Origin of the sequence: Corynebacterium sp. ACRPH, from assembly GCF_022347285.1 — a bacterium.
Lineage (GTDB): Bacteria > Actinomycetota > Actinomycetes > Mycobacteriales > Mycobacteriaceae > Corynebacterium.
The window spans coordinates 55,835-81,142 of record NZ_JAKRND010000006.1; the positions used below are offsets into that span (position 1 = coordinate 55,835).

23 protein-coding genes are annotated in these 25,308 nt (G+C 63.7%); 10 read left to right on the forward strand and 13 right to left on the reverse strand.

Annotation, left to right across the window (positions count from 1 at the left end):
• The first annotated feature begins 230 nt into the window (after window positions 1-230).
• Together MHX66_RS04540 and MHX66_RS04545 are read left to right on the forward strand one after the other, a co-directional pair.
• Window positions 231-1,646: a dipeptidase gene (locus MHX66_RS04540; RefSeq protein ID WP_239200567.1), complete on the forward strand. Its 1,416-nt coding sequence runs from the start codon at window positions 231-233 to the stop codon at window positions 1,644-1,646.
• Window positions 1,647-1,815: 169 nt separating this feature from the next.
• A complete protein-coding gene (locus MHX66_RS04545) occupies window positions 1,816-2,436 on the forward strand; it encodes a hypothetical protein (RefSeq protein WP_239200569.1) in 621 nt (206 codons plus the stop codon).
• A gap of 7 nt (window positions 2,437-2,443) precedes the next feature.
• On the opposite strand, the gene MHX66_RS04550 is transcribed toward MHX66_RS04545, so the two are convergent.
• From MHX66_RS04550 to MHX66_RS04560, 3 genes are all read right to left on the reverse strand, one after another.
• Window positions 2,444-3,622 (reverse strand): glutamate--cysteine ligase, encoded by a 1,179-nt coding sequence (locus tag MHX66_RS04550; RefSeq protein WP_239200571.1) that lies wholly within the window; start codon window positions 3,620-3,622, stop codon window positions 2,444-2,446.
• Window positions 3,623-3,672: 50 nt separating this feature from the next.
• Window positions 3,673-4,389 carry a LytR C-terminal domain-containing protein gene (locus MHX66_RS04555; protein ID WP_239200572.1) on the reverse strand — a complete coding sequence of 239 codons (717 nt, stop codon included), beginning with the start codon at window positions 4,387-4,389 and terminating at the stop codon, window positions 3,673-3,675.
• Window positions 4,390-4,518: 129 nt separating this feature from the next.
• On the reverse strand, window positions 4,519-4,731 hold the full coding sequence (locus tag MHX66_RS04560) for a DUF3263 domain-containing protein (RefSeq protein WP_034987284.1): 213 nt from the start codon (window positions 4,729-4,731) through the stop codon (window positions 4,519-4,521).
• A gap of 25 nt (window positions 4,732-4,756) precedes the next feature.
• Between MHX66_RS04560 and MHX66_RS04565 the strand changes: the two genes are divergently transcribed.
• From MHX66_RS04565 to MHX66_RS04585, 5 genes are all read left to right on the forward strand, one after another.
• Window positions 4,757-5,338 carry a peptide deformylase gene (locus MHX66_RS04565; protein ID WP_035004751.1) on the forward strand — a complete coding sequence of 194 codons (582 nt, stop codon included), beginning with the start codon at window positions 4,757-4,759 and terminating at the stop codon, window positions 5,336-5,338.
• Complete coding sequence (locus MHX66_RS04570) at window positions 5,331-6,419, forward strand: GNAT family N-acetyltransferase (RefSeq protein WP_239200582.1); 1,089 nt, start codon at window positions 5,331-5,333, stop codon at window positions 6,417-6,419. Before MHX66_RS04565 ends, MHX66_RS04570 begins: the two co-directional genes overlap by 8 nt.
• A gap of 11 nt (window positions 6,420-6,430) precedes the next feature.
• Window positions 6,431-7,231 carry an exodeoxyribonuclease III gene (locus MHX66_RS04575; RefSeq protein WP_239200585.1) on the forward strand — a complete coding sequence of 267 codons (801 nt, stop codon included), beginning with the start codon at window positions 6,431-6,433 and terminating at the stop codon, window positions 7,229-7,231.
• Between the two features lie 3 nt (window positions 7,232-7,234).
• Window positions 7,235-8,746 (forward strand): cardiolipin synthase, encoded by a 1,512-nt coding sequence (cls, locus tag MHX66_RS04580; RefSeq protein ID WP_239200594.1) that lies wholly within the window; start codon window positions 7,235-7,237, stop codon window positions 8,744-8,746.
• 143 nt (window positions 8,747-8,889) lie between these two features.
• The gene (locus MHX66_RS04585; protein WP_239200596.1) at window positions 8,890-9,432 is read left to right on the forward strand and encodes a MarR family winged helix-turn-helix transcriptional regulator; all 543 of its coding nucleotides are present in this window, start codon (window positions 8,890-8,892) and stop codon (window positions 9,430-9,432) included.
• 93 nt (window positions 9,433-9,525) lie between these two features.
• On the opposite strand, the gene MHX66_RS04590 is transcribed toward MHX66_RS04585, so the two are convergent.
• Complete coding sequence (locus MHX66_RS04590) at window positions 9,526-10,338, reverse strand: ABC transporter permease subunit (RefSeq protein ID WP_239200598.1); 813 nt, start codon at window positions 10,336-10,338, stop codon at window positions 9,526-9,528.
• The gene (locus MHX66_RS04595; protein WP_239200600.1) at window positions 10,338-11,498 is read right to left on the reverse strand and encodes an ATP-binding cassette domain-containing protein; all 1,161 of its coding nucleotides are present in this window, start codon (window positions 11,496-11,498) and stop codon (window positions 10,338-10,340) included. The genes MHX66_RS04590 and MHX66_RS04595 overlap by 1 nt, the downstream gene beginning before the upstream one ends.
• Before the next feature lie 76 nt (window positions 11,499-11,574).
• Between MHX66_RS04595 and MHX66_RS04600 the strand changes: the two genes are divergently transcribed.
• The 3 genes from MHX66_RS04600 to MHX66_RS04610 are packed head-to-tail and all read left to right on the forward strand — an operon-like array spanning window position 11,575 to window position 16,677.
• Window positions 11,575-13,020: a hypothetical protein gene (locus tag MHX66_RS04600; protein ID WP_239200602.1), complete on the forward strand. Its 1,446-nt coding sequence runs from the start codon at window positions 11,575-11,577 to the stop codon at window positions 13,018-13,020.
• The gene (locus MHX66_RS04605) at window positions 13,020-14,105 is read left to right on the forward strand and encodes a transporter substrate-binding domain-containing protein (protein ID WP_239200604.1); all 1,086 of its coding nucleotides are present in this window, start codon (window positions 13,020-13,022) and stop codon (window positions 14,103-14,105) included. The genes MHX66_RS04600 and MHX66_RS04605 overlap by 1 nt, the downstream gene beginning before the upstream one ends.
• Window positions 14,095-16,677, forward strand: coding sequence for a serine/threonine protein kinase (locus tag MHX66_RS04610; RefSeq protein WP_239200606.1), 2,583 nt, complete (start codon window positions 14,095-14,097; stop codon window positions 16,675-16,677). Before MHX66_RS04605 ends, MHX66_RS04610 begins: the two co-directional genes overlap by 11 nt.
• A 370-nt stretch (window positions 16,678-17,047) precedes the next feature.
• Here the strand turns inward: MHX66_RS04610 and MHX66_RS04615 are convergent, their stop codons facing one another.
• The 8 genes from MHX66_RS04615 to MHX66_RS04650 form a co-directional block, all read right to left on the reverse strand.
• A complete protein-coding gene (locus tag MHX66_RS04615; protein WP_239200608.1) occupies window positions 17,048-18,259 on the reverse strand; it encodes an acetate kinase in 1,212 nt (403 codons plus the stop codon).
• A 124-nt stretch (window positions 18,260-18,383) separates the two neighbouring features.
• A complete protein-coding gene (gene pta, locus MHX66_RS04620) occupies window positions 18,384-19,928 on the reverse strand; it encodes a phosphate acetyltransferase (RefSeq protein WP_370646272.1) in 1,545 nt (514 codons plus the stop codon).
• A gap of 102 nt (window positions 19,929-20,030) precedes the next feature.
• Window positions 20,031-21,044: a sulfite exporter TauE/SafE family protein gene (locus tag MHX66_RS04625; RefSeq protein ID WP_239200612.1), complete on the reverse strand. Its 1,014-nt coding sequence runs from the start codon at window positions 21,042-21,044 to the stop codon at window positions 20,031-20,033.
• 50 nt (window positions 21,045-21,094) lie between these two features.
• Window positions 21,095-21,877, reverse strand: coding sequence for a sirohydrochlorin chelatase (locus tag MHX66_RS04630; protein ID WP_239200614.1), 783 nt, complete (start codon window positions 21,875-21,877; stop codon window positions 21,095-21,097).
• Between the two features lies 1 nt (window position 21,878).
• Window positions 21,879-23,138: a sulfate adenylyltransferase subunit 1 gene (locus MHX66_RS04635; RefSeq protein ID WP_239200616.1), complete on the reverse strand. Its 1,260-nt coding sequence runs from the start codon at window positions 23,136-23,138 to the stop codon at window positions 21,879-21,881.
• A complete protein-coding gene (cysD, locus tag MHX66_RS04640) occupies window positions 23,138-24,052 on the reverse strand; it encodes a sulfate adenylyltransferase subunit CysD (RefSeq protein WP_239200618.1) in 915 nt (304 codons plus the stop codon). Before cysD ends, MHX66_RS04635 begins: the two co-directional genes overlap by 1 nt.
• The gene (locus tag MHX66_RS04645; protein WP_239200620.1) at window positions 24,049-24,849 is read right to left on the reverse strand and encodes a phosphoadenylyl-sulfate reductase; all 801 of its coding nucleotides are present in this window, start codon (window positions 24,847-24,849) and stop codon (window positions 24,049-24,051) included. Before MHX66_RS04645 ends, cysD begins: the two co-directional genes overlap by 4 nt.
• A 247-nt stretch (window positions 24,850-25,096) precedes the next feature.
• Window positions 25,097-25,306, reverse strand: coding sequence for a hypothetical protein (locus MHX66_RS04650; protein WP_239200622.1), 210 nt, complete (start codon window positions 25,304-25,306; stop codon window positions 25,097-25,099).
• Between the last annotated feature and the right edge of the window lie 2 nt (window positions 25,307-25,308).

Sequence of the window (25,308 nt, forward strand, 5' to 3'; positions counted from 1 at the left end):
GGCTTTTCGATCCTCCGTTTAGAGTTGGCGACACATACGGCTCAGATCAAGCGCCCGCGACGGCATGGGTGAATGAATGTCGCGACATTCACCCTCACTTCATCTGACGGTTATTTTCTGGCACTCCCTTAGTTCAAGTGCTAAACCCGTTTTTAGCACTCTCCCCCATCGTCTGCAAGGTGCCGTGCATACAAATCGACTGTCCCGTCCGGTCGCTACAGTAGTTATCTATGAGCGATACCAACAGTGAATCCAACAGCGCATCCAACACCTCGCAGCTAGACCTGGCCCGTACCGCCATCGCGGAGCAGATGCCACAGCTCAAGGAAGATCTCACAACTCTCGTCTCCTTCGAGTCGGTCCACTCCACGCCGGGTCTAGAGGAAGCCAATGCCGCCGCCGCGCAGTGGGTCATCGACGCATTCACCAGCGTGGGCATCCCCGTCGAAGGCCACATCACCACCGACGGCTCCACCTCCGTCATCGGCCTGCGCGAGCCCGCCGAGGGCTACCCCACGATCCTCCTCTACTCCCACTTTGACGTGCAGCCCGCCGGCGACATCGAGGCGTGGACCGATGACCCGTGGACCCTCACCGAGCGCGATGGCCGCTGGTATGGCCGCGGTACTGCCGACTGCAAGGGCCACGTGGCCATGCACGTTGCTGTGCTGCGTGCTCTTTCTATTCTTTCGGACGCCCACTTCCCCGCCGCCAAGAATCTCGGCATCCGGATCGTCGTCGAAGGCTCGGAGGAGCGCGGTGGTTATGGCCTGGAGGACCTGCTGGCCGAAAAGCCGGAGCTCTTCGCCGCCGACACTTTCCTCATCGCCGACTCCGGCAATGACGCCCTGGGCGAGCCGAGCCTGTGCACCGCGCTGCGCGGTTCCGCGCCGGTCACGGTGCGCACCCGCACGCTGGCACAGCCGATGCACTCCGGCCAGTTCGGCGGCTCAGCTCCGGATGCACTGGTCGAGCTAGTGCAGCTTCTTTCCACTCTCCACGACGAAAACGGTTTGGTGGCCGTCCCGGGCTTGGAGCCGAAGGAGCGCTGGGGTGGCGTCGGACCAACAGAACAGGAATTCCGCGACAACGCCGGGGTAACCGACGGCGTGGAGCTGTACGGCGCCGGCGAGTGGCAGCCAAACGACCTGACGGTAATGAATCCGTCAATCACGATAACGGGCTTGGATGCGCTGTCGGTGGCGGACTCGGTGAACTCCGTGCCCGCAACCGCAGCGGCCGTGGTGAGCCTGCGCGTGCCGCCGGGACGCGAGCCGCAGGAGTGCCAGGATCTACTGGTCAAGCACCTGGAGAGCCAGAAGACAAACGCGCAGGTGGAGATCGAGCGCGGTTCCCTGGCCGAGGCATTCCAGGCGGATACCTCCGGCCCGGCGCTACAGCGGCTCAGCGAGGCGCTGGGCGAGGTGTACGGCAAAGAGACGATGGAGGTTGCTTCCGGCGGGTCGATTCCGCTGACGAACAAGCTGCTGAGCGCGTATCCGCAGGCGGAGCTCGCGCTGTACGGCATTGAGGAGCCGAAGTGCGCCATCCACTCCGCGGACGAATCCGTGGATCCGGGCGAGATCGAGGCCATCGCGACAGCCGAGCTGCTATTCCTGTTGCGCACCGCAGAGGCGCACAGCTAGTCGCCCAGAATCTCACCTAATGAGAAATGGGTAACAGTTTGAATCTCAGAGTGAGACGGATTACATTATTTAACTAGCAGTACTTTATATAGGTACCCAACTTTATTTGGGCACCCATTCAGCGGGTGCCCAAGGCCAACTAGATCTTGTTCCAGAAAATCGAGTCATCATGAACGTTTCCTCTACGAACACCACGACCTTGATCCGCTTCGCCAGCTCGGACCAGGACCTGGATCTAGACGCGCCTGTGTACACCCCGCTACCCAGCGGTCGCCGCTCCACCGCGAAGACTTACAGCGAGCCGGTGCACACCCGCATCGAGAAGCGCCGCAAGCGCACCCGCACCTTCGCGGAGGATCCATTCCGCGCCCGTTTCGGCCAGCGCCTGCCTGTGGGCATGCGCCAGGAAGCGCGTGGCATGGAGTGGAAGAAGTTCATCCGCACCTACGCGCCCGGCGCGATCCGCGTGGACTACCTGAAGGCCACCCGCCTCTCGCTGGGCCGCCACGACTTCGACATGCAGGTCAGCGGCCTGCGCGCCGATGGGCAGTCCACCCGCGTGGAAATCACCGCAATGGGCGCATCCTCGGCAATGTCGGAGACCCTGGCCGACCACGGCTTCCCCGTGGAGGTCGCAGAGTTCCACCAGTACGACATCTTCGAGGCCACCGTGACCTTCACCTACGCGGTGCACAAGTCCAAGCGCGTGTGGGCAGTCGGCTTCGGTGCGGACCGCGATACCTCCATCGCCAGCGCCCTGTGCAACGCGGCTGCCCGCCTGCACATCTAGCGCGAAGCTACAGCGACTTCCGCAGGGAATCGACCGTCAGGTCCACCGCGGCGATCCACGCCTCCGGCTGCGTGAAGCCGCCCTCTACCCCATCGTCCCCACGGGTGCGGGTGCCGGGCTCCGGCGCGGCACCGTGCTCACGGGCCGCGGCGCGCTGCAGCGCATAGTCTCCGCCACGGGCGATCAGCTTGCGCACATCCTGCAGCTCCGCTGCGCATCCCAGCTCCTCGGATAGCGGGGCGAGCCTATCCACCCAGGCGTCCAGCTCGTCGGTGACCAGTGCCTCGTTGGTCTCCCGGTCGGTAATGATCAGCGCGTCCAGGCCATAGCGGGCCGCGCGCCACTTGTTCTCCGCGACATGCCAGGGCTGCAGGGTCGGCAGCTCGTGGCCGGCGTCCAGGCGGCGCTCGAAGTACACCACCAGACAGTGGGTGTAGGCGGCGATGGCGGCGAGCTCCCACAGCTCCATCGTGGCGTCCGCAAAACGGGTTTCCACCGTGCCGTACTTGGTGGGGCGCACGTCGAAGTGCATGGAGCCGGTGTGGTTAATCACTCCCGATAAATCCTGGTCCCGGTTGAACTCTTCCCACTGCTCCCAGTTTTCAAACTGGTAAGGCATGCCCGCAGTCGGCAGCTGCTGGTACAGCAGGGTGCGGTTGGAGGAATAGCCAGTATCCAACCCCTCCCAGGCGGGCGAGCTGGCGGACATGGCCAGGATGTGCGGGTACTGCGTCATCAGCGCATTGATGATGGGCCACACCTTTTCCTTGGAGCCCACGCCCACGTGCACGTGAATTCCCCAGATCAGCATCTGGCGGCCCCAATACTGGGTGCGCTCGATGATCTCCTGGTAGCTCCCCTTTTCGCTGAGCTGCTGATCCCCCCAGTGCGCGAACGGGTGCGTGCCCGCGGAAAACAGGTTCACGCCGATGTCGTCCGCGCATTCCAGCAGCTGCTTCGCCTGCACGTGCAGGTCCTCGACTGCCTCCGGGATCGTGTCGTGCACGCTGGAGACCATTTCCACGGTGTTGGCCAGGAACTCGCGGACGACCTTGTGGCCAGGGTACACCTCGTCCATCCGCGCAATCAGTTCGGCGGCGCGCGGAACCAGGTCGCGGGTTTCGGGGTCGACGAGGGCGACTTCCCACTCAATACCGACGGAAGGTGCGGAACCCGGGAAGTCCATTGCGGCCCCTTAGAAGATATGTAGACAGAAGTTAAAAGAACGCTTTTACTCTAGCGGGGCATGTCATTTGTTGTCACAACCACGACACCCGCGGGGCGCTCCCCCTCCAGCATCTCTACGCCTTCGATGGCCCGGTCGGTAGCCTCGTCACGCTCACGCGCCTGGATCCCCAGGTCCTTGGCGAGCTGCTCGGCCAGCTGACGCTCGGCGTCATTACCCTTCGGGTAGAGCACCACAGACGTCGGGAAGACACCCGACTCGTCCGGCAGGTTGCCCACGCCGGTCTTGTTCCACTGCTGGTCGCGCATCTTGTTGACGACGTCGCCGGCGAGGCCGTTGATGGGACTGTTATTGATTACGGCTACGTAGGTATCTTCTTTATTGACGCCACCTTCCGCCGCTGCCGCATCACCATCGCGACGCTCGTCAGCGCGATCACCCTCCCGGTTTTCGCGCTCGTCTTCCGGCTTCGGCTTCTCGGAGTCCTCCGCGTCCGGGCGCTTGGGATCCTCAGCCTCAGAGGCGGAGGGCTTCTCACCCTGCTTAGCTTGCTCGCCCTGCTGGCCCTGCTGACCCTGCGTCTGCTGGGTCTGGCTGGCCTGCTCGGATTCATCGGAATCATTGCCGGACAGGGAGAATACGCCCCAGCCAATCAGCAGAACGGCTACGGCAATCAGGATCATGGCCAGGCCGCGCAGCGGGAGGCCGAGGTTCTCATTATCCGCGTCGTCGTCGAGTGCATGGCGTGGTCGATTCGGTTCAGTCACGTCACAAATTTTAACTTCTGCAACATTAGTAACAAGTCTGACACGCGCTGTGCTTCATTCTTCGTCACCGCGCTTCATTAGAGCTCTTTGCCATTAACCTTCATCCCCGCACTAAGTCAGCGCGCTGTATCAGAGATCTTCATCACGGCGGCGCAGTAGCATCCGCACCAGGACGGGGTCGAAGTCCAGGGCCTCCGGGCGCTCAATCAGACGGTTGAGCTGCTGGAAGTAGCGGACCGGATCCACCCCAAACTCGCCGCGGATGTGCTCATTCTTCGCGCTGGCATCCAGCCACCAGCGGCGCTCGAACTCCAAAATGGCGATCTCTCGGTCTGACAACATGGAACTAGATTCTAGACTGTCTGTTATGACCATCATGCCTATCGTCATCTGTGGCGACCCTGTACTGCACAACCCCACCACCAAGGTGGACCCCAGCGAGATCGCTGACCTCGCCCCGCTGATCGCGGATATGTACGAAACGCTCTCCGCTGCCAACGGCGTGGGCCTGGCCGCCAACCAGGTGGGCGTAAACAAGCGATTCTTCGTCTACGACTGCCCCGATACCGAGCGTGGCGAGATGCGCCGCGGCTGCGTGATCAACCCCGTCCTGGAGACCAGTGAAATCCCAGAGACCATGCCGGACGAGGAGGAAGACGAGGAAGGCTGCCTGTCCGTCCCCGGCTACTCCTTCCCCACCGGCCGCGCAGACTGGGCGCGGGTAACCGGCCTGGACGAAAACGGTGAAGAGGTCACCGTCGAGGGCACCGGCTTCTTCGCCCGCTGCCTGCAGCACGAGGTCGGCCACCTGGATGGCTTCCTGTACACCGACACCCTGATCGGCCGATGGAAGCGCAAGTCCAAGAAGGCCATCAAGGCCGAGGGCTGGGACCACGCAGGCAACACCTGGACCCCGGGCGTAGACGAGGACCCGTTCGGGCATGAATAAAGACACGACGTTCTCCGCCGCCCACGCAGGTGCGCGGCGCGTGGAGGGCTTCGGGTTCCCCATCAGCCGCCGCACCGACCCCGTGAGCATCCGCCCGGGAACGCGGGTGGTCGTGCGCTACCGCGTGTCGGGCGATGCTGCTTCCGGCCTCGGGGCGGGCAGCACCGTCACCGACGCGATCGGCGTGCTGCGCAGCATAAGTCCATTGCAGGTGGACGACCTGGTGATCGCCGACGAGGACGTTGTGGTGCTGAAGACCCTCAGTGCCAAGCCGGTGCGCAATAGCGACATCCGCGCCCTCGAGGCCGCCAAGGCCGCGGCCTTCCCCGGCATCGAAAACCAGATGATCGGCGGGTGGCTGGCGCGCGCGGGCGATGGAATCACCGAGCGCAGTAACTCCGCGGTGCCCATCGGCCCGAGCGCCGGACTGCAGGAGGTTCCGCTGGCGCAACTGGAGGAGTTCTACCGCTCCCACAACCTGCCCTGCCAGCTGATGATCCCCGACCGGATCGGCCGACCCGCCGAACACCTACCGGGCGAACGCGGCCCGGAGATCCTGGTGATGAGCAAGGAGCTCGGCGACTCGGCACAGCTCTCGGGGCAAGACTCGCCGCAGGCTTCGGCTCCGACTTTGGACGCGCCTCTGGACGACACGCTGGATCCGTCCCTGGCCGACACGCAGATCGAGCTGGCCGTCGACGAAACTCCGGATGCCGACTGGTTCTCCATGTACAAGTTCCGCGGCCAGCCCCTGCCGAAGAAGGCGCTGGATCTGCTGTGCCACCGCATCGGCGGCCAGCTGGGCTTCGCCCGCCTCACCGTCGACGGCCAACTCGCGGCCATCACCCGCGCCACCATCACCGACGGCTGGCTGGGATACTCCGCTGTGGCGGTGGCACCGGACTTTCGCCGCCGCGGCCTGGGCACCCTCCTGTGCCAGCACCTGCTCAGCTGGGGCGCGGACAACGGTGCCGAGCGCGCCTACCTGGACGTTATCGATTCCAACACCGCCGGCAAGGCGCTGTACCACAAGCTGGGATTCAGCGAACACCACCGCAGCCGCAGTCTGCGCACGCGCTAGAATGCTTAACCATGCGCATCGCCACCTGGAACATCAACTCCGTACGCACCCGCGAGGAGCGGGTGCGCGAGTTTCTGCAGCGCAGCGACGTGGACGTGCTGTGCCTGCAGGAGACCAAGTGCACGGACAAGCAGTTCCCCGACTTCACTGACACGGGCTACGAGCAGGCCCACTTCGGGCTGCACAGCTTCAACGGCGTGGCCATCCTGTCGCGCGTGGGCCTTGCGGACGTGCAAACCGACTTCGGCCAGCCTGGCTTCAACAAGGACCTGGATGCCGAACAGGCCTTGGAGGCGCGCGCAATAGGCGCAACCTGCGGCGGCGTGGAGGTATGGAGCCTGTACGTTCCGAACGGTCGCGAGATCGCGGACCCGCACTACTCCTACAAGCTGCGGTGGCTCGACGCCCTCGCGGCGTATGCGGCGGGTTCGGGCGTGGGGGCGTCCCAAAGAAAGAGCAGCGAGAAGCTGTGCCTGGTCGGCGACTACAACATCGCCCCGCGCGACGAGGACGTGTGGGATCGCAGCTTCTTCAACGGCCACACGCACGTGACTCCCAACGAACGCGCCCGGCTGCGCGCCCTGGAGGACGCGGGGATGACCGCCGCGACGGACCTGATCGCCGACGAATACACCTACTGGGACTACCAGGCCATACGCTTCCAGAAGGGCGAAGGCATGCGCATCGACCTGCAGTATGTCCGCGGAATCACACCCACCGCCGCGCGTGTGGACCGCGATGAGCGCAAGGGCAAGGGCGCCTCCGACCACGCGCCGGTGATCGTGGACTACACCATCGACGGTGAGGCCTAAAACATGCCCTTCCCCGACCTCCTCGGCCTGTTTAGCGAGTTCACGGACGATCTGCAGTGGTGGCAGGTCACGCTGGTCGTTCTGGACTACGCGCTGAAGATCTTTGCGCTGGGCTGGGTTCCTAAGGAACGACGCCCAACGTCCGCCATGGCCTGGCTACTCGCCATCTTCCTGATCCCCTTCATTGGCATCTTCCTATTCCTGCTGATGGGATCGCCAGCGATCAACCGGCGGCGCCACCGCATCCAGAACCAGGCGAACGAACTGATCCGCACGATGAGCGCCGACGAGCCTGACGTTCCCGAGGGCAGCGAGCTCAGCGACGAGCTACGTTCGCTGGTGCGACTCAACCGGGAGCTCACCGCACTGCCCGCCGTGAACGGCACCATGCAGGCCCTGCATTCGGACTACGAGGAATCGATCGCCGCGATGACCCGCGCGATCGACTCGGCCAAAGATTACGTGAACGTCGAAATTTACATCATGGCCTGGGACGATACGACCGAGCCCTTCTTCGAAGCACTCGGCCGGGCCGCGCAACGCGGAGTGACCGTGCGCGTGCTGTGGGACCACATCGGCGCGCACAAGTACAAGGGCAACAAGAAGCTGGGTAAGAGGCTGCAGGCCATGGGCGTGGACTGGCAGGTCATGCTGCCCCTGCAGCCGTTCAAGTGGCGCTTCCGCCGCCCCGATCTGCGCAACCACCGCAAGCTGGTGGTCGTGGACGGCCGGGTGGCCTTCATGGGCTCGCAGAACATGATCGAGGCCCCCTACCAGAAGCCGAAGAACCACAAGATCGGCCGCGAATGGGTGGACGTAATGGCGGAGCTCACCGGCCCGATCGTCAGCACCATCAACTCGGTGTTCGCCGTGGACTGGTTCACCGAAACCAACGAGGAACTGGACCTCATCAACCCCACCGATGCCAAGCAGTGGCTGGATACGCACGACCAAGATACCGGCGCGGACATCATGCAGATCGTGCCCTCCGGCCCCGGCTTCACCACGGAGCCGAACCTGCGTCTGTTTACCTCCATAGCGCACCACGCCAAGCACACGCTCAAGCTGATTAGCCCGTACTTCATCCCCGATGAGTCCCTCATGGAAGCCGTGACCACCGCCTGCTACCGCGGAGTTCGGGTGGAGCTGTACGTCTCCGAAAAGTCAGACCAGCCGATGGTGGGCCACGCGCAGGCCTCGTACTACTCGGAGCTGCTGAAAGCCGGGGTGCACATGTACCTGTACCCCTACCCGAAGGTCCTGCACTCTAAGTTCGCCATCGCCGACGGCGAAATAGCCGTGATGGGCAGCTCCAACATGGATATGCGCAGCTTCGGCCTGAACTACGAGATCTCGCTGATGGTCGGCAAGGGCGAGCTGCTGGATGCGCTGCGAGCCCTCACGGAGGAGTACCGGGAGCGCTCCGCCCTACTGACCGCCGAGCAGTGGAGCACCCGCCCGCTGTACAAGCAGTACGTGGATAACGTCGCCCGCCTGACGAGCGCGCTGCAGTAGTACTGCACTAACGCTGCAGTAAAGCGCCGTGTTGGCGAATTGATTGTTTTCATTATCGCCGATTAGTGCAATAGCACTTTTGCCGTCATATAGGGTGAATCACAAGTTACTTACATACGCACACCAAAAGAAAGTTTCGCCCGATGACCCCGTCACCCCAGAAGTCGCCGCAGACGCCTTCCCACCCCCCGGTACGCGGCCGCAAGGCACCCGAGATTCTGCCGGAGATCGACGTCGCAGAGATCGCCACGGCAGTATATGACTTTCTTTCCGCCACCCGCCGCCTGATGGAGCGGCCCAACCAGTCGCTGGAAATCTCCCAGTCGGAGATCGAGGTACTGCAATTTATCTCCCAGCACCCGGGCTGTGGTGTGTCGGATGTCGCCCGCCTGCGCTTCCTCCGCGCCTCTAACGTCTCGGCGACCGTGCGCCGCCTCATCAACGCGGGATTGATCCGCCGCCAGGCCAACCCAGAGGATAAGCGGGCCCAGGATCTTTATCTCACGGACGAGGGCGTGGACATGATGAACTCCATTACCGACGAGTGGGCGCTCATTATCACTAAGGCCACCGACCGGATGGACGCGCGCGACATCGCGAAACTGCGCCGCGGCGTGCCCGCCCTGCGGAACCTCTCCCTAGCTGCGGAGTCCCTCGTCGACGACCTGCAGCGCAACCCGGACTAGCCCCGGAAAACGCAAGCCATCCCCAAAGCTAAAAAGGCCCCACCTGGCATCTCAATGCCGGTGGGGCGAAGGGGCGTCACTAAGAAAAAGCGCTTAAGCGTCTCGCTTCTTCAGCATCACTACGCCGACGACAAAAAGCACCACACACCAGGCGGCGAAGTACAGAATCGAGCCGGTCTGACCCCACGGCGCCCCGTCGAGATCCCGCATGCCGGTGTAGGCCTCAGCGTTGGTGAACGGCATGTACGGTGGCAGCCAGTCGCGGACCTTCGGCACCAGCTGCACCAGTGTGCCCTCGATCACCAGGTTCCACAGCAGCATGATTGCGATGCCGCCGGCGGTGTTGCGCACCAGGTAACCCACGCCGATGGCGGCGGCGATGGTTAGCAGCAGGTACAGCTCAATGCGCCCGATCTGCTCCCACAGGCCATCGGCGCCGAGACCCACCTTGCCCAGCAGCTCTTCCTCCTCCAGCTTCCAGCCGAGCGACCAGCTGGCGAGAATCGTTCCTAGAACGTTGGAGATCAATGCGAGGATCGAGGCGATCACGCCGTAGACCAGAAACTTTGCGATAGGAACTTGCCAGCGCGTCGGAGTCGCCAGAAGAGTGGTCTTGCTGGTGTTCGCGCCGTATTCGGTGGTCACCAGCATCACGGCCTGGATCATCACGATCATCATACCGAAGGAAAGGAAGCCGCTAAGCCCCATGTCGGAACCGATGCCCGCCGCGACGGACATGTACAGCTCTGGGTCCTTTTTCGCTTCATCACTGGTCAGCAGCGAGCCGGTCATGGCGCCGTTTAGCAGCGCGAAGCCGAGCGAGAAGAACAGAATCAGCCCGGAGGTCCACCACAGGGCTTTGGTGCTGCGGATCTTAATAAGCTCCGATTTGATCAGGTTCACCATTACTTGTCCCCTTCCTTCTGCACGCGCACGGCGTTGCCGGTTGCCTCGCTGTTTTCCTTAGCGCTCTTTTCTTTATGACGCCCACCTGCGGACTCCGCCGCTTCCGGCACCACCTTGGGAGCGGCCTTTTCCGCGGCCTCGGGCTTGCCGGGCTTGGTCTCAGCCTCGGTCTTGCCGGGCTTGGCTGCCGCCTCGGTCTTGCCAGGCTTGGCCTCAGCCTTACCGGCCTCGAGCTTGTCGGACTCGACACTGGCGTGGTACTCCACGTGCTCCTGAGTCATGCGCAGGTATGCGTCCTCCAGGCTCGGGCGCTTCTCCGACAGCTCGCGCAGGCGCAGCCCGTAGCTATAAGCCAGGGCACCGATCCAGTCGCTTTCCTGTTGCGGGATGGTGAGCGTCGGGCGGCCGTCCAGATCCTTCCCCTCCTGGAACGCCACCGACTCCTCCGTCAGCGCGGCCTTCATCTCCGCGATGTGGTCGGTGCGCACGACGGTAGATACCTCGGAGGTGGACTTGATGAACTCGTGGGTGCTCTGGTTTGCCACCAGGCGCCCCTTACCGATGACGATCAGGTGGTCGGCGGTCTGTGCCATCTCGCTGAGCAGGTGCGAACTGATCAGCACGGTGCGCCCCTCTCGCGCCAGGGCCCGAACGAAATCGCGCACCCAGCGGATGCCCTCCGGGTCCAGGCCGTTGACGGGCTCGTCCAGGATCAGCACCTCCGGGTCGCCCAGCAACGCACAGGCCAGGCCCAGACGCTGCCCCATGCCCAGCGAGAACTTGCCGGCCTTGCGGCCCGCCACATCGCTCAGACCCACGATGCCCAGGACTTCATCCACGCGCTTTTTAGAGAATCCGTTGGCAGCGGCGACCCAGCGCAGGTGTGCCGCGGCGCTGCGGTTGGGGTGGACCCACTTGGCGTCCAGCAGCGTGCCGACCTTCTCCAGCGGGCGCTTGTACTCGGCATACGCCTTTCCATCGATACGGGCAGTTCCCTTGGTCGGCTCATCCAACCCCACGATCATTCGCATCGTGGTGGACTTGCCGGCACCGTTGGGTCCCAAGAACCCGGTGACGATTCCGGGTGAGACCTCAAAATTTAAATCGTTGACTACCGTGTTGCCTTTATAGGCTTTGGTTAGGGAACTGACCGTAATCATGCGTTCTAGTCTGCCACAATAAGGGGAGTTTAAGCAGACTTTGTGGGCACACAATTACTTAGGCTGTATATACTTTATGGCTATGCCCCCAGTGACTGCGTTCGAGGCAGACCGGTGGATGGACAGCGATGAGCACCCCACCGGTCGAGGCAGCTCGTTCAAGGGGTTTGTGAACCCGGCGCTCGAAGCCCCGCGCCGGTTCCTGAAGTTCGCCTCCACCTCCCCCGGCCTTCTCACCATCGTCTCGACAATCCTGGTTTTGGCCATTCTCGCCGCGGGCGGGGCAATGGTCTACAGCTCGCAGAACCGCCAAGCACAGCTGAATACATTGGTCAACCAAACGGAGCCGCTGTCGGATGCGGCGCAGGAACTCTTCAACTCCCTTTCCGTGGCTGACTCGGTGGCCACCACCAGCTTCCTGCGCAAATCCACCACCGACGCCGCCACACGGGACTACGACGCCGCAATGTCCAGCGCCTCGACGTCCATCATCCGCGCCACCAGCGGCATCGACGATATCGAGTCCCGGGAAATGGAACTGGTGCTGCAGATCCAGAACTCCATGCCGGACTACCTGAAGCTGATGTCCAACGCGCAGACGCACGACCGTATGCGCAACCCCGTCGGCGCCTCCTACCTGGCCCAGGCCTCCACGCTAATGCAGGAGACTATGCTGCCGGCCGCCCAGGAGCTCTACTCCCGCACCTCGGAGGAGGTCTCCACTCAGCAGGCGAAGCTCTCCGCTCCCCTGTGGTTCCCACTGTCCGGCATCGTGGCGGCGATCATCATGCTGGTGATAGCCCAGTTCTGGCTCGCGGCATTGACCAATAGGCGCCTCAACCTGGGATATGTGGCGGCTACTGGGCTTATGCTGTTCGCCCTCGTATGGGCGTCAATAAGCGCTGCCCTGACGTGGCACGCGGGTAACCAAGACGTGCAGGGCACCGTGCGACCGCTCGAGCAGCTCACGGCAGTGCGCATCTCGGTGCAGCAGTCGCGCACCCAGGAGGCGCTGGGGCTGATTCAGCGCGACTACGGCGAGGATCGCCAGCAGGAATTCTCGGATGCCATGGCGGACATCGACAGCAAGCTCGAAGGACTCCGCAGCCAGGTGAGCCAACCCGAGCGCATCGATACGGCCCGGGAAGCGCTGCGCTCGTGGGATGAATCGCACGCGAAGATGGTCTCCGAGCTGCAGAACGGCCGTTACACCGAGGCTCTGGCCGCGGCTTTGGATACGAAGGTCCCCGAAGAAAACAAGGACGGCAAAGACAAGACCGACATAGACGGCAGAGACGGCAAGGATGACCTGCTCGCCACCGGTGAGGATACGTCCGACTACACCGTCGTGGACAACGAAATGCAGGAGCTCATCAGCAGCACCCGCGAAGAACTGCGCGACATTCTGGTGGAGGGGCGCACCGCCGCCGGCCGCGTAACCAACCTCGTACTGGCCCTGACGGTTCTATCCGCACTGTGCGTGTTCTTCGGCACTAGGCCCCGACTGCAGGAGTTCCTCTAATGAGAAAACAAGCGTTCAAACCTGTAGTCGCCGCCCTATCCACCGCGGCAATCACCCTCACTTCGGGCTGTTCCACGGATAGTCCCCGTCTACCAGAATGGCCCTCCGTACAGCACAATGCCAGCGACGATCTACCCTACGGCGCGACGTATGTGCAACCTCACGAGGTCCCCAGCGACGGTGACGCCGCAGCGGATACCAACACAGACATCGACAACACCGGCGACGAAGAACCCTTTGGCTCCATTAAGCCAGACACCCGCGAGCCGAAGGAGCGCGTGCCGCAAATCATGCGCCGGGGTCGTCTGGTGGTGGGCGTGGCCCAGTCTCTGAACCGACTGGGTTTCCGCGACCCGGTCTCTGGCGACGTCGCGGGCTTCGAAGTGGACCTCGCACGGGAGATCGCACGAGACATTTTCGGTGACCCGAACAGAATCGAATTCCGCTACGTCGAAAGCCGCGAGCGCGCCGAGGCGCTGAAGAGCGGCGACGTGGACATTGTGGTGCGCACAATGTCGCCGACTCTTTCCCGCCAATCAAAGCTAGAGTTTTCCATCCCCTATCTGCAGGTTCACTCGCGCCTGCTGGTATTGAGCGACTCTCAGATCGAGAGCTTCGACGACCTGCACAACAAAACCGTGTGTGTGACTCGCGACTCGACCTCCGCGGTGCGCGTCAAGCAATACGACGTAGGGCGGCTGCTGCTGACGCAGGCGTGGACGGATTGCCTGATGGCCATGCAGCGCTTCCAGGCAGACGCGATCTACACGGATGACGCGATCCTCACCGGCCTGCGGGCCCAGGATCCCTACACGACCCTGGTGGCCGACGCGCCGGAGACCAGCTACTACTCGGTGGCTATCTCCCCGCCGAGATTCCCAAAGCATACGACCGGGCTGGTGATGCAAGTGAACTCCACCATGGAGAGGATCCAACGCGACGGAACATGGAGGAACCTCTACGGGACGTGGCTGGCGGACTACTTAGGGCCGGCGTCATCACTACCGATTAAGTACCGCACCGAGGAAGAAACGAAGGAACTCAACAAGATCCGGCGAAGGGTGGCGAACGGCGATGCAGAGTAACGACCGCGAGCTCAGCGCCAGCAGAGACAGCAGCGTTGACAGCGAACCGGAAGATCGCACCGAAGCCGTAAAGTTCGATCCCTTCGCCGACAGCGAACCGGAAGAGCACACCGAGGCCGTAGAATTCGACCCCTTCTCCGACAGCGAACCAGAAGAACGCACCGAAGCCGTAGAATTCGACCCCTTCGCCGACGACGAAGACACAGACGCGACGGTGCAGCACACCGAACCCGTGGGCAACCCGGCGAACGCCGTGGACTCCGGCGAGCGCTCGCGCATCGAAGCACTATCGACGTTCCGCAAGAGGCGCGGCACGTACCGCTCCGGCGCCTCCGTGGCCGACGGCATGGTCCAACTGCCGTTCATCCCGCCGACGAACCCGGAAGACGCAGTCATTGACCCCAGCGCGGCGATCGAGAAAGGCGTGGAAGCACCGACACTGAAGGCCGGCGACATCATTGCAGGCCAGTACGAGATCCTCGGCCCCATCGCGCACGGCGGTCTGGGCTGGGTGTACATCGCCATCGACCACAACGTCGCCGACCGCTACGTGGTGCTCAAGGGCATGATGGCCACGGAAAACGAGCAAGAGCGCGCGGTCGCGGAATCCGAGCGGGCATTCCTGGCGGACATCACGCACCCCGGAATCGTGAAGATTTTCAACTTCATCGACGACCCGCGCTCCCCCGGCGGCTTCATCGTGATGGAGTACGTCGGTGGGCCATCGCTGCGCGGGCAGCGGCGGAAGCTATCGGCCGGGGTGCTGGACCTGGACGTGGCGATTGGCTACATCCTGGAGATCCTGCCCGCACTGGACTACCTGCACTCCCGTGGCGTGGTCTACAACGACCTGAAGCCAGACAACATCCTGATCACCGAGGACCAGGTGAAGCTGATCGACCTGGGTGCGGTGACGGGCATCGGCGCGTTCGGGCACATCTTTGGAACCAAGGGCTTCCAGGCTCCGGAGATCGCCAAGACCGGACCGACCGTGGCCAGCGACATCTACACCGTCGGCCGCACCCTAGCCGCACTGATCGTGAACCTGCCGGTGGAAAACGGAGTGTATGCCCAGAGGCTGCCCACCCCGGACGAAGAGCCGCTGTTCCGCGAGTACTTGTCCCTGTACCGCCTGCTGCTGCGAGCCACGGACGAGGATCCGGAGGCGCGCTTTAGCTCCGCCACCGCCATGGCTAACCAGCTGATCGGCGTGCTGCGGGAGATCCTGGCCATCCGCGACGGCCGCCACTACCCGCACTTGTACACCCGGTTCACCGCGCAGCGTAGTACGTTCGGCACCAAGCACATTGTGTTCCGCACCGACCAGCTGGTCGACGGCGTGGTGCGCTCCGTGGAGATCTCCGTGCCGGAGGTTGTCAGCGCCCTGCCCACCCCGCTGGCCGATTCGCAGGACCCGGGGTACGGCCTGCTTTCCGCCACCAGCTTCACCGAGGCCGGGGACCTGCTGGATACCCTGCGCGCCGCTTATGCCCAGCCGGAGCTGAAGCACTCCGTGGAGATTCCGCTGACGATGGTGCGTGCGCTACTGGATGTGGGCCAGACGCGCGAAGCCCACGATCTGCTGGACGAGCTGAAGCCGCGGTTGGAGAAAGACTGGCGCTTCCAGTGGCACTCCGGGGTGGCGGCGCTGCTGACGGGACAGTTCGCGGAAGCGCAGAAGTTCTTCAACCGAGTGCTGTACATCCTGCCTGGTGAGCCCGCCCCGAAGTTGGCGCTCGCCGCCACCGACGAGTTGCTGCTGCAGCAACAGGGCGTGAACTCTACGAAGCTGCTGAGCGAGCACGTTTCCCGTGCCGCTTCCGCCCTGGCCTATGCGCAGAAATTGCCGGTTAAGGATTACACCGGGGTGCCCAGCTGGGAGCACATCACGCTGGATCCGGTTTCTCTGCGCTTCCACGCCATGCGCCTTTACGGGTTGGTGTGGGCCACGAACCAGTCCACTGTTTCCAGCGCGTTTGGCCTGGCCAGGCAGCTGCGCGCGGAGGGTATGGTCGATTCGGCGGTGGCTGCGTTGGACCGGCTTCCGCAGGCCTCGCGGCATAATCGTCTGGCACGGTTGACGTCTATTTTGTTGCTTATTTCTGACGCCAACAGCCTCACCGAGTCCCGCATCCGCCGTGCGGCTAGACGTTTGGAGACCCTGCCGACTAACGAGCCGCGCCTGCCGCAAGTTCGCATCGCAGTGCTGAGCGCGGGCCTGAATTGGCTGCGTGGCGCTAGCGATGGCCCGGACGGCGCGGCAGGGATTACCGGAGTTGGAACTGGTGACGCGGGTGTTGGCGCCGGCAGTGCTGGGGCCGACAGTGGCCGCGGCTCTCGCAAGTCCAAGGGCAAGCGCAAGCGCAGTGCCGTGAACAGGGCAAACGGAGGTTCTCAGGTCAAGCGGAAGGCAGCTGCGGCTCCCCTGTTCGACATGCAATTTACCGAGCGCGGCCTGCGCACCGGCTTGGAAGCGAGCCTGCGCCAACTGGCTCGCCAGGCTCCCTTCGCCCGGCACCGCTATGACCTGGTGGACATGGCAAACCAGATCCGCCCCCGCACCTGGTTCTAACTGCACCCCCGCACCCGGTTTTAGCTGCGCATATTGTCCAATTTGCGCCCAAACTGCTCGCCTGTCCCTCAGGTTCTAACTGCACACATTGTCCTATTTGCGCCCTAACGGCGCACCTAGCCGCAAGGCGCTCCCGCCCTTCACGCAGAAAATGTCGGAAAAGTTGCAAAACGTGGAGAGGCGAAATCAGACACCACTGAGCGCAAGTCCATGACCTGCACCTTTGCGTTACCGAAAATTACCACCATTAACAAATTGCAACTTTTCCGACATTTCAGCTCCAGCAGGGCAGCCAGAGCAACCCAGCGCTTAGGCAAACCCCTACTGCTGCTCGGCCAGGTCAGCCCGTCTCGGCGCGCCAGATCCGCCCCTACTGCTGCTCGGCCAGCTCCGTCGCCTGGCGCGCGATCGCCAGCTCCTCATTCGTCGGAACCACGAACACCTTCACCTTGGAATCGTCCGTAGAGATCTCCCGCGCGCCGACGATCCCCTCGGAGTTCTCATTCCGCGCCTCGTCAATCTCAATTCCGAAGTTCTGCAGGTCAACCATGGCATCGCGGCGCACCTGCACCGCGTTCTCGCCCACGCCCGCGGTGAACACAATCGCATCCACTCCACCCAGGATCAGCATGTAAGACCCAATGAAGCGGCGCAGTGCGTGGATGTACACGTCGTAAGCCAGCTGCGCATTTTCATCGCCGTCTTCGATCAAGGTCTTCAGCTCACGGAAGTCATTCACGCCAGCCATGCCCTTCAGACCGGACTCGCGGTTCAGCAGCTTATCCGCCTGGTCCACCGTCATCCCACCGGAGCGTGCCAGGTGGAAAATAATTCCTGGGTCAATGTCGCCGGAACGGGTGCCCATGACCAGGCCGGCGAGTGGCGTCAATCCCATCGTCGTATCAACAGCCACACCGCCACGAATCGCGGCGGCCGAGGCACCGTTACCCAGGTGCAGGGTGATCTGGTTGACCTTCTCGGCGGGCTTGCCCAGCAGGTCCGGCACCTTCGCGGAGACGTATTCGTGGCTGGTGCCGTGGAAGCCGTAGCGCCGGATGTTGTACTCGTCGGCGATGTCCTTCTTGATGGCATAGTTCGCCGCATGCTCCGGCAACGTGGAGAAGAACGCGGTATCGAACACGGCTACGTGCGGGACGTGTTCCAGCAGAGCGCGGGCATTTTCGATGCCGTCGATGTTGGCAGGGTTGTGCAGCGGCGCCAACGGGATGAGCTCCTTGAGCTGCTCGATCACCTCGTCGTCGATGAGCACGGGCTCTGTGAACGTCGCGCCACCGTGGACCACGCGGTGCCCTGCTGCTACCAGATCTAGGTCTTGGGGTCCGACGCCCAGTAGCGTCATCATGCCGAAGGCACGTTCTAGGCCAACAGAGTGGCTGAGGATAGGGCGATTGTCTTCCATCTTCGACGTTTCCGTCTGAATCTGGATGTGCCCCTTCTTTTCGCCGATTTTCTCGACAATACCGGAGACGAATGGGTCCGCCGTCGCGTTTGCTTCCGGGTCGAGGACTTGGAACTTGATGGAGCTGGAGCCCGAGTTGAGGACGAGTACGTACTTAGTCACTTTTCTTCTCTGTTCTTTTCTCTTCTTTTTTGATGCCGTTTGCCGCTCAGCCAGCGGGCTGGGTGGCTTCCGCTGGCAAATGCCGACGACCGCACGGTTCGCGCCACGGCCGCCAGCTTTTCGGCTAGTTGGCCTGGATCGCGGTGATCGCCACGGTGTTCACGATGTCCGGCACGGTCGCGCCACGCGAGAGGTCATTCACCGGCTTGTTCAGTCCTTGCAGGATCGGCCCCACGGCCAGTGCATCGGCGGTGCGTTGGACCGCCTTGTAGGTGATGTTTCCGCAGTTCAGATCCGGGAACACGAACACAGTTGCCTGCCCGGCAACGTCAGAGCCCGGCAGCTTCTTCTGGCCGACGGATTCCACCACTGCGGCGTCGAACTGCAGCGGCCCGTCGAGTGGCAGGTCCGGGTTGTTCTCCTGGGCCTTCTTCACGGCGGCGGCGACGGCCTCAACGTCCGCTCCCGCGCCGGAGGTGCCGGTGGAGTAGCTCAGCATCGCCACCTTCGGCTCGATGCCGAACTGTGCGGCGGTCTGCGCGGACACGGTGGCGATCTCCGCCAGCTGGTCGGGGGTGGGGTTCGGGTTCACGGCGCAGTCGCCGAATGCCCACAGCACGCCGTCCATGACCATCAGGAAGATGGAGCTAACCACCGACGCACCCGGCGCGGTCTTGATGATCTGGAACGAGGGCTTAATGGTGTGCGCGGTCGTGTGGGCCGCGCCGGAGACCATACCGTCGGCGATACCCTTGTGGACCATCATCGTCGCGTAGTAACTGATGTCCTGCATGGTCTCGCGCGCCTGCTCCAGAGTGATGCCCTTGTGCTTGCGCAGCTCGGCGAACTCGGCGGCGAACTCCTCCAGCTGGTTGCCCTCGCTCGGGTCGGTCAGCGTGGCGCCGGAAAGGTCCAGCCCCAGCTCCTTGGCGCGGCCAGCAATCTCGTCCGGGTTACCCAGAATGGTCAGCCGACATACCTTGGCGCGCAGCAGCTGGTCAGCAGCGGTGAGGATGCGGTCGTCGTCGCCTTCCGGCAGCACGATGTGTGCATCCTTCTCGCGGGCCTTGATCAGCAGGTTGCGCTCGAACAGCTCGGGGCCGATCACGGGCTCCTTCGCAGCGCTCGCCTGCGCGGCACTCCCAGCCCCGCCAGCCCCTGCACCAGCATCAGCCCCGCCGGCTGCTGCCTGCGCGATGCCTTCCAGCGCGATGTGGCGAATCGCCTGCCCCTCCGCCTCGACGGCATTAGCTGCGGCGGCAGCTGCGGAGGCGGTGGCGTCAATAAAAGAAATACCGGCGGGCTTGCGACCAGAGCGCACGAGCTGCCCGGAGGCCAACTGCAGCGCCGCGGCGTCGGCCGGGCTGCCCGCGAGCAGGTAGTGGGAGGCACCCGCGGCGGCGGCGAGGCGCGAGTCGAAGTTGATCTCGCCGGTGCCGAGCAGTACGGCGCCAGCACCGGCAGCGGCTCCGGCGCCGACTTTAGCGTCGTAGGCCGCGTCAAGGGCGGCGGCGAAGTCGGGCGCGGAGGGGCGGATGGTGTCGAAGATGTCGACTGCCTCTGCCTCCCCCAGGGCGTCCAAAATGTCGGAGCGGCGCGCGGCGGCGCTCGCTATTGGTGAAATGACAGCGTTCGTGCCAGTTCCTTGGGACGCGGTAGACGACGCGATAGACACAGCTCACATACCTTCCTCAATGGAGTTCCAGTTCACTTCCATTGTGCCTTGGTAGCCCCGTACTAGCGAGGCGCGCGGGGAAGGTTCGCCCTCGTCCTACCCCCTGGCGCGTTCTTTCTCGCGCTGTTGTACCTTCGTTCCCTCTTCTTCGTAGTGACGCCCACTTGTCCGGCCCGAGGTGGCTTCCGCATCGCATTCCGCGGTGGCCTGTTGGGAGTCTTCCGGTACATCGTCGCCGGTCAGGGAACGTTCCAGCAGGGAGCGCTTGCGCACGACGACGAGGGCCACGATGACGGCCAGACCGATCAAGATGACGGCGACCACGCCGAGGAAGCCGAAGTAGTTCACCAGGCGGCTGGAGTTCAGCAGCATCAGCAGGCCGCCGACCACGCCGCCAAGTACTTCTGGCTTCATAATAGTTACGATCCAAGCGGCGATCGGTGCGGCGATGGCGCCGCCGACCAGTAGGCCGACGACTGGCTGCCAGTTATCCGCCAGTTCCGACCCCATGCCGGTAACGAAGCCAGCGGTGGCGGAGATTGCGACCAAGAACTCAGCGGTGTTTACAGTGCCGATGATGCGGCGCGGCTCAGCCTTGCCCACACTCATGAGGGTGGAGGTGGTAACCGGCCCCCAGCCACCGCCACCGGAGGCATCCAGGAAGCCTCCGGCCAGGCCCAGGCCTGCCAGGCCGAATCGGGAGCGGCGGGTGGTGGATACCGGCTGGGTATCTTCGTTCTTCTTCCACGGCACGGCCACGCTGCGCACCAGCACGTAGGCGCCGAGGAGTACGAGCAGGGTGGACACAACTGGCTCGGCAGCCTCGGTGGAGAGGTTACTGAGCACGTAGGCGCCCGTAAACGAACCGATGGCACCCGGCACGCCGAGGGCCAGGACGGTCGGCCAGTGGACGTTCTTCAGCCGCCAGTGCGACAGGCCGGAGAACAGCGTGGTGCCGACCTCCGCCAAGTGAACGGCGGCGGAGGCGTGGGCGGGGCCCAGGCCGGAGAAAATCAGCAGAGTGGTTGCCGTGATGCCGAATGCCATGCCCAGCGCGCCGTCGACTAACTGGGCGACCACGCCGACGAGGGCAAAAATCAAGATCTTCATGAGGGGTTAGTCCTTGCTGTCTATGAGGGCTTCTGTGAGGGGTAGAGAGGCTAGTGCGCTTGTTGCAGGGCGCGACAGGCGCGGTTGATGACGACCGGGGCTACGGCGTCACCGAGGTGGCGCGTACACTTCCGGCCGTTTGGCATTCGGATCTTGGCCTTGTCCCATAGCAAGCCGGGGCTGACGAACAGCGGGACGGTGACGGTGCGTTCGTCTGCGAATTCCAGTAGCGCCTCCGTGTCGCAGCCCGGGTTGTCCCCGGTGGCGACGAAGGCGCGGGTGCTGCGCATGTTCAGGCGGGCACCAACGCGGCCGGCGAACTCGGCGACGACCTCGTTCGCGCCCGGCTGGCTGGAACCCACTGAGTACAGCGCGAGCTTGTCGACGCTGCTGTCCGCGGCGTTCGCGGCACCAGCGCTAGCGCTAGCGCTGTCCACGGCGACACTGCCAGCGAGGTACTGGGCCGTGAAGTCGGCGACCAGCTCCTCCATATCCGCGCCGGTTCCCAACCCGTCAGTGAGGTGGAGGGTCAGGCCGGCGGACGAGGTGGCGTCAATAGACTCAACGGCCTCGGCAATCGCGGCAGGAACGTCGAAGCGAGCGTGAAAAGCCTGCGTGAACAGCAAAGGAACCACCACCGCCTCCGTGTAGCCCGCTGCGACGACGCGGTGGGCGACCGTCGTGAGGGTGGCGGGGTGGAAGTCCAGGAAGGCGGCGAAGGCCGGCAGCCCAGTGCTCTCGGAAATGCGCTCGGCGATCTCGAAGACCACCTGGTCCGCCTGCGGGTGGCGGGATCCGTGCGCCAAGCAGATGATGGGTGCCGGCCGGGTCATGTTAGTTCACCAGACCTGCGGTCAGGGTGTCGCCACTACCGGGGTTGATCAGCAGCAGCGAACCAACGCGACCACCACGGCGGTAGGTTTCTACGGGCAGCGGCTCGGCCACCGTCACGCGCACCTCCGCGATGTCGTTGAGAGCCAGCTCGTCGGCGCTACCGTGGGCAATTTCCTCCTCGCTGCGGTTCTGGCCGGAGATGTCCACGCGACGGATAACCTCGTCCACCCGACCGCGCACCAGCGCGGTGCCGTAACGCACCAGCACATTGCTGCGCAGGCGCACCGGGGTCTCGGAAAGGTGGAAGACCGTCGCAGTGAAAGACTGCTGCGGCTCCGGCAGGTCCGGGGCGGCGATGATGTCCCCGCGGGACAGGTCGATGTCGCGGTCCAGGCGCAGGGAGACGGACTCGCCGCGGGTGGCGGTCTGCTGCTCCCCTGCCGGGCCGTCGATGCCCTCGATGATCGCCTCGCGGCCATCGGCCAGCACCTTATCGCCGACGGATACCTTGCCCGCGGTGATGCGGCCTGCATAGCCGCGGTAGTCGGTGGCGTGGTCGCGGATGACGATCTGGATCGGGAAGCGCAGGCCGCGCTCTACATCGGCGATGTTCTTCGCCGGCTCGGTGGTCTCCAGGATCTCCAGCACGGACGGGCCCGTGTACCAGGGAGTGTTCTGGCTGCGCTCGACGACATTGTCGCCTAGCAGCGCGGAGGTCGGGATCCCGTCGACATGCGCCAGGCCCAGCTCAGAGACCAGCGCATCCACGTCGGCCTTCACATCGTTGAAGACCTGCTCGCTGAAATCTACCGCGTCGATCTTGTTGACGGCCACGATAACGTGGGAGATCTTCATCATCGCAGCCACGGTCAGGTGGCGACGGGTCTGCTCGATCACGCCGTTGCGGGCGTCAACCAGAACAATGACGAGCTCCGAGGTGGACAGGCCCGTGACGGTGTTGCGCGTGTACTGCACGTGCCCCGGGGTGTCGGCCAGGATGAAGCTGCGCTTGTCGGTGGCGAAGTAACGGTAGGCCACATCGATGGTGATGCCCTGTTCGCGCTCGGCGCGCAGGCCATCGACCAGCAGCGACAGGTCCGGGTTCTCCAGGCCCTTGGCGTTGGAGACGCGCTCTACGGACTCGTACTGGTCGGCCAGGATGGACTTCGTATCGTGCAGCAGGCGGCCCACAAAGGTGGACTTGCCGTCGTCGACGGAGCCGGCGGTGCACAGGCGGAGGGTCGGCAGGTTGGTGGACATCAGAAGTAACCTTCCTTCTTGCGATCCTCCATGGAGGACTCACTGAGCTTGTCGTCGGCACGGGTGGCGCCGCGCTCGGTGGTGGTGGACTGGCGGATTTCGTCGATCACGTCCTCGATGGTCGTGGCGGTGGAAAGGACGGCGCCGGTGCAGCTCATGTCGCCGACGGTGCGGTAGCGCACGGTCTTCTCGACCAGCTCCTCACCCTCCTTCGGGCCACCCCACTCGCCCGGGGTCAGCCACATGCCGTTGCGGTTGAATACCTCGCGCTGGTGGGAGTAGTAAATCGCCGGGACCTCGACGTTGCGGTCGCGGATGTAGTCCCACACGTCGGCCTCGGTCCAGTTGGAGATCGGGAACACGCGGATGTTCTCGCCCACTTGGTGGCGGCCGTTGTACAGGCCCCACAGCTCGGGGCGCTGGCGGCGCGGGTTCCAGCCGCCGAAGCTATCGCGCACGGAGAACACGCGTTCCTTGGCGCGGGCCTTCTCCTCGTCGCGGCGGGCGCCGCCCAGCACCGCGTCGTAGCCGCGGTGCTGAATGGTCTCCACCAGCGGCACGGTCTGCAGCGGGTTGCGGGTGCCGTCCGGGCGTTCCTGGATAGCACCGCTGTCGATCCAGTCCTGGACGGCAGCGACGTGCAGGGTCACCTTCGGGTCCGCGGCGATCTTGTCGCGGAACTGGATGACCTCCGGGAAGTTGTGGCCGGTATCCACGTGCACCAGCTCGAAGGGAACCGGTGCGGGGTGGAAGGCGCGCTTCGCTAGCTCCAGGACCACGACGGAATCCTTGCCGCCGGAAAACAGCAGCGCGGGGCGGTCGAACTGGCCTGCTACTTCGCGCAGGATCTCGATTGCTTCCGCCTCGAGGCTCGCCAGGTGCGGCGAGAGGGCGGTGGTGTTTTCATTGCTCATGTGTGAAGTCCGCATTCTGTCTTGTTGGAGCCGGCCCAGCGGCCGGATCGGGGGTCCTGTCCTTCGGCAACCGGCAGGGTGCAGGTTTCGCAGCCGATCGACGGGTAACCCTGCTTGGTCAGGGGGTTGATGATCAGGTCGTGGTCGTTGATGTACGCCTCCACGTCCTCGTCGCTCCAGGCGACGATGGGGTTGATCTTCAGCCGGCCGGTGCGGTCCACGTCCAGCACCGGGGTGTTGGCGCGCAGGGCGTTATCCACGCGACGCACACCGGTGATCCAGGCGTTGAAGGGGTTCAGCATCCGCGCCAGCGGCTCGACCTTGCGCATACGGCAGCAGGCGGTGTTGTCGCGGGAGTACAGGCGCGGGCCGTAGACCTTGTCCTGCTCTTCGCGACCAAGGACCGGAGTGATGTTTTCCAGCGGCAGGTTGTAGCGCTGCTGGACCTTGTCGCGGGTCTCGAGCGTTTCGGCGAAGTGGTAGCCGGTGTCCAGGAAGACCAGCTCCGCGCGGTCTTCCTCCAGGCGGCCTTCTGCCAGCTCAGCCAGCACGGTGTCCTGCATGGACATGGTCACGGCAACCTTGCCAGGTACGTGCTCGGCTACCCATTCCATGATCTCTTCGGCACTGGCGCCCTCTAGCTTGTCGTTCCACTCGGCGACGAGCTGCTCGTTGGCTGCTCGCTCCTCGTCGCTCAGCGGCGTGGTCTTGGTTGGCGCGCCCTGCGGACTCTCGGCTGGGTCTCGGAAGTCATCCGAATTCCCGCCGAGCAGGCCGGTCGCATCTACCAGGCTCATGAGCTCCTCTTCTCGGGGGTTGATGGTTGATTTGTCGAAGTGTGCTTCTCAAGAACTCGGGGAAACTCTTGGCTATTCCCTAGACAGACCGATCGGTCTGTTATGGCTTTCACCACAATAGACCAATCTGTCCATTCCTACAACCGGGTTCAAGATTCTTTGTGACGCCCCCACCGTCGCGAACCACCCAAAGGCCACGAATGGCCCCTTAAGGGGTGGGGGCGAAGGGGCGTCAATAAAAGGTCAGTTACAACAGCTGTCCGTGGAACTTGACGGAGAAAACCCGCATACACTCCCGGCACTGCCAGGCGTTGTCGGTCTCCACATCCGGGAACAGGTTCTGGGACATGCAGTAGGGGCAGTTGTTCACCGTCGCGCGGCGGGCATTCGGGTGCCCCACACGGCCGCCGACCTGCTCGTTCACGCTCGGCAGAGAGTCTTTATCCGGAACACTCATCG

Coding starts and splice junctions, on each gene's coding strand:
- MHX66_RS04540 (WP_239200567.1), top strand. CDS start 231: ATGAGCGATACCAACAGTGAATCCAACAGCGCATCCAACACCTCGCAG.
- MHX66_RS04545 (WP_239200569.1), top strand. CDS start 1,816: ATGAACGTTTCCTCTACGAACACCACGACCTTGATCCGCTTCGCCAGC.
- MHX66_RS04550 (WP_239200571.1), bottom strand. CDS start 3,622: ATGGACTTCCCGGGTTCCGCACCTTCCGTCGGTATTGAGTGGGAAGTC.
- MHX66_RS04560 (WP_034987284.1), bottom strand. CDS start 4,731: ATGTTGTCAGACCGAGAGATCGCCATTTTGGAGTTCGAGCGCCGCTGG.
- MHX66_RS04565 (WP_035004751.1), top strand. CDS start 4,757: ATGACCATCATGCCTATCGTCATCTGTGGCGACCCTGTACTGCACAAC.
- MHX66_RS04570 (WP_239200582.1), top strand. CDS start 5,331: ATGAATAAAGACACGACGTTCTCCGCCGCCCACGCAGGTGCGCGGCGC.
- MHX66_RS04575 (WP_239200585.1), top strand. CDS start 6,431: ATGCGCATCGCCACCTGGAACATCAACTCCGTACGCACCCGCGAGGAG.
- cls (WP_239200594.1), top strand. CDS start 7,235: ATGCCCTTCCCCGACCTCCTCGGCCTGTTTAGCGAGTTCACGGACGAT.
- MHX66_RS04585 (WP_239200596.1), top strand. CDS start 8,890: ATGACCCCGTCACCCCAGAAGTCGCCGCAGACGCCTTCCCACCCCCCG.
- MHX66_RS04590 (WP_239200598.1), bottom strand. CDS start 10,338: ATGGTGAACCTGATCAAATCGGAGCTTATTAAGATCCGCAGCACCAAA.
- MHX66_RS04595 (WP_239200600.1), bottom strand. CDS start 11,498: ATGATTACGGTCAGTTCCCTAACCAAAGCCTATAAAGGCAACACGGTA.
- MHX66_RS04600 (WP_239200602.1), top strand. CDS start 11,575: ATGGCTATGCCCCCAGTGACTGCGTTCGAGGCAGACCGGTGGATGGAC.
- MHX66_RS04605 (WP_239200604.1), top strand. CDS start 13,020: ATGAGAAAACAAGCGTTCAAACCTGTAGTCGCCGCCCTATCCACCGCG.
- MHX66_RS04610 (WP_239200606.1), top strand. CDS start 14,095: ATGCAGAGTAACGACCGCGAGCTCAGCGCCAGCAGAGACAGCAGCGTT.
- MHX66_RS04625 (WP_239200612.1), bottom strand. CDS start 21,044: ATGAAGATCTTGATTTTTGCCCTCGTCGGCGTGGTCGCCCAGTTAGTC.
- MHX66_RS04630 (WP_239200614.1), bottom strand. CDS start 21,877: ATGACCCGGCCGGCACCCATCATCTGCTTGGCGCACGGATCCCGCCAC.
- MHX66_RS04635 (WP_239200616.1), bottom strand. CDS start 23,138: ATGTCCACCAACCTGCCGACCCTCCGCCTGTGCACCGCCGGCTCCGTC.
- cysD (WP_239200618.1), bottom strand. CDS start 24,052: ATGAGCAATGAAAACACCACCGCCCTCTCGCCGCACCTGGCGAGCCTC.
- MHX66_RS04645 (WP_239200620.1), bottom strand. CDS start 24,849: ATGAGCCTGGTAGATGCGACCGGCCTGCTCGGCGGGAATTCGGATGAC.
- MHX66_RS04650 (WP_239200622.1), bottom strand. CDS start 25,306: ATGAGTGTTCCGGATAAAGACTCTCTGCCGAGCGTGAACGAGCAGGTC.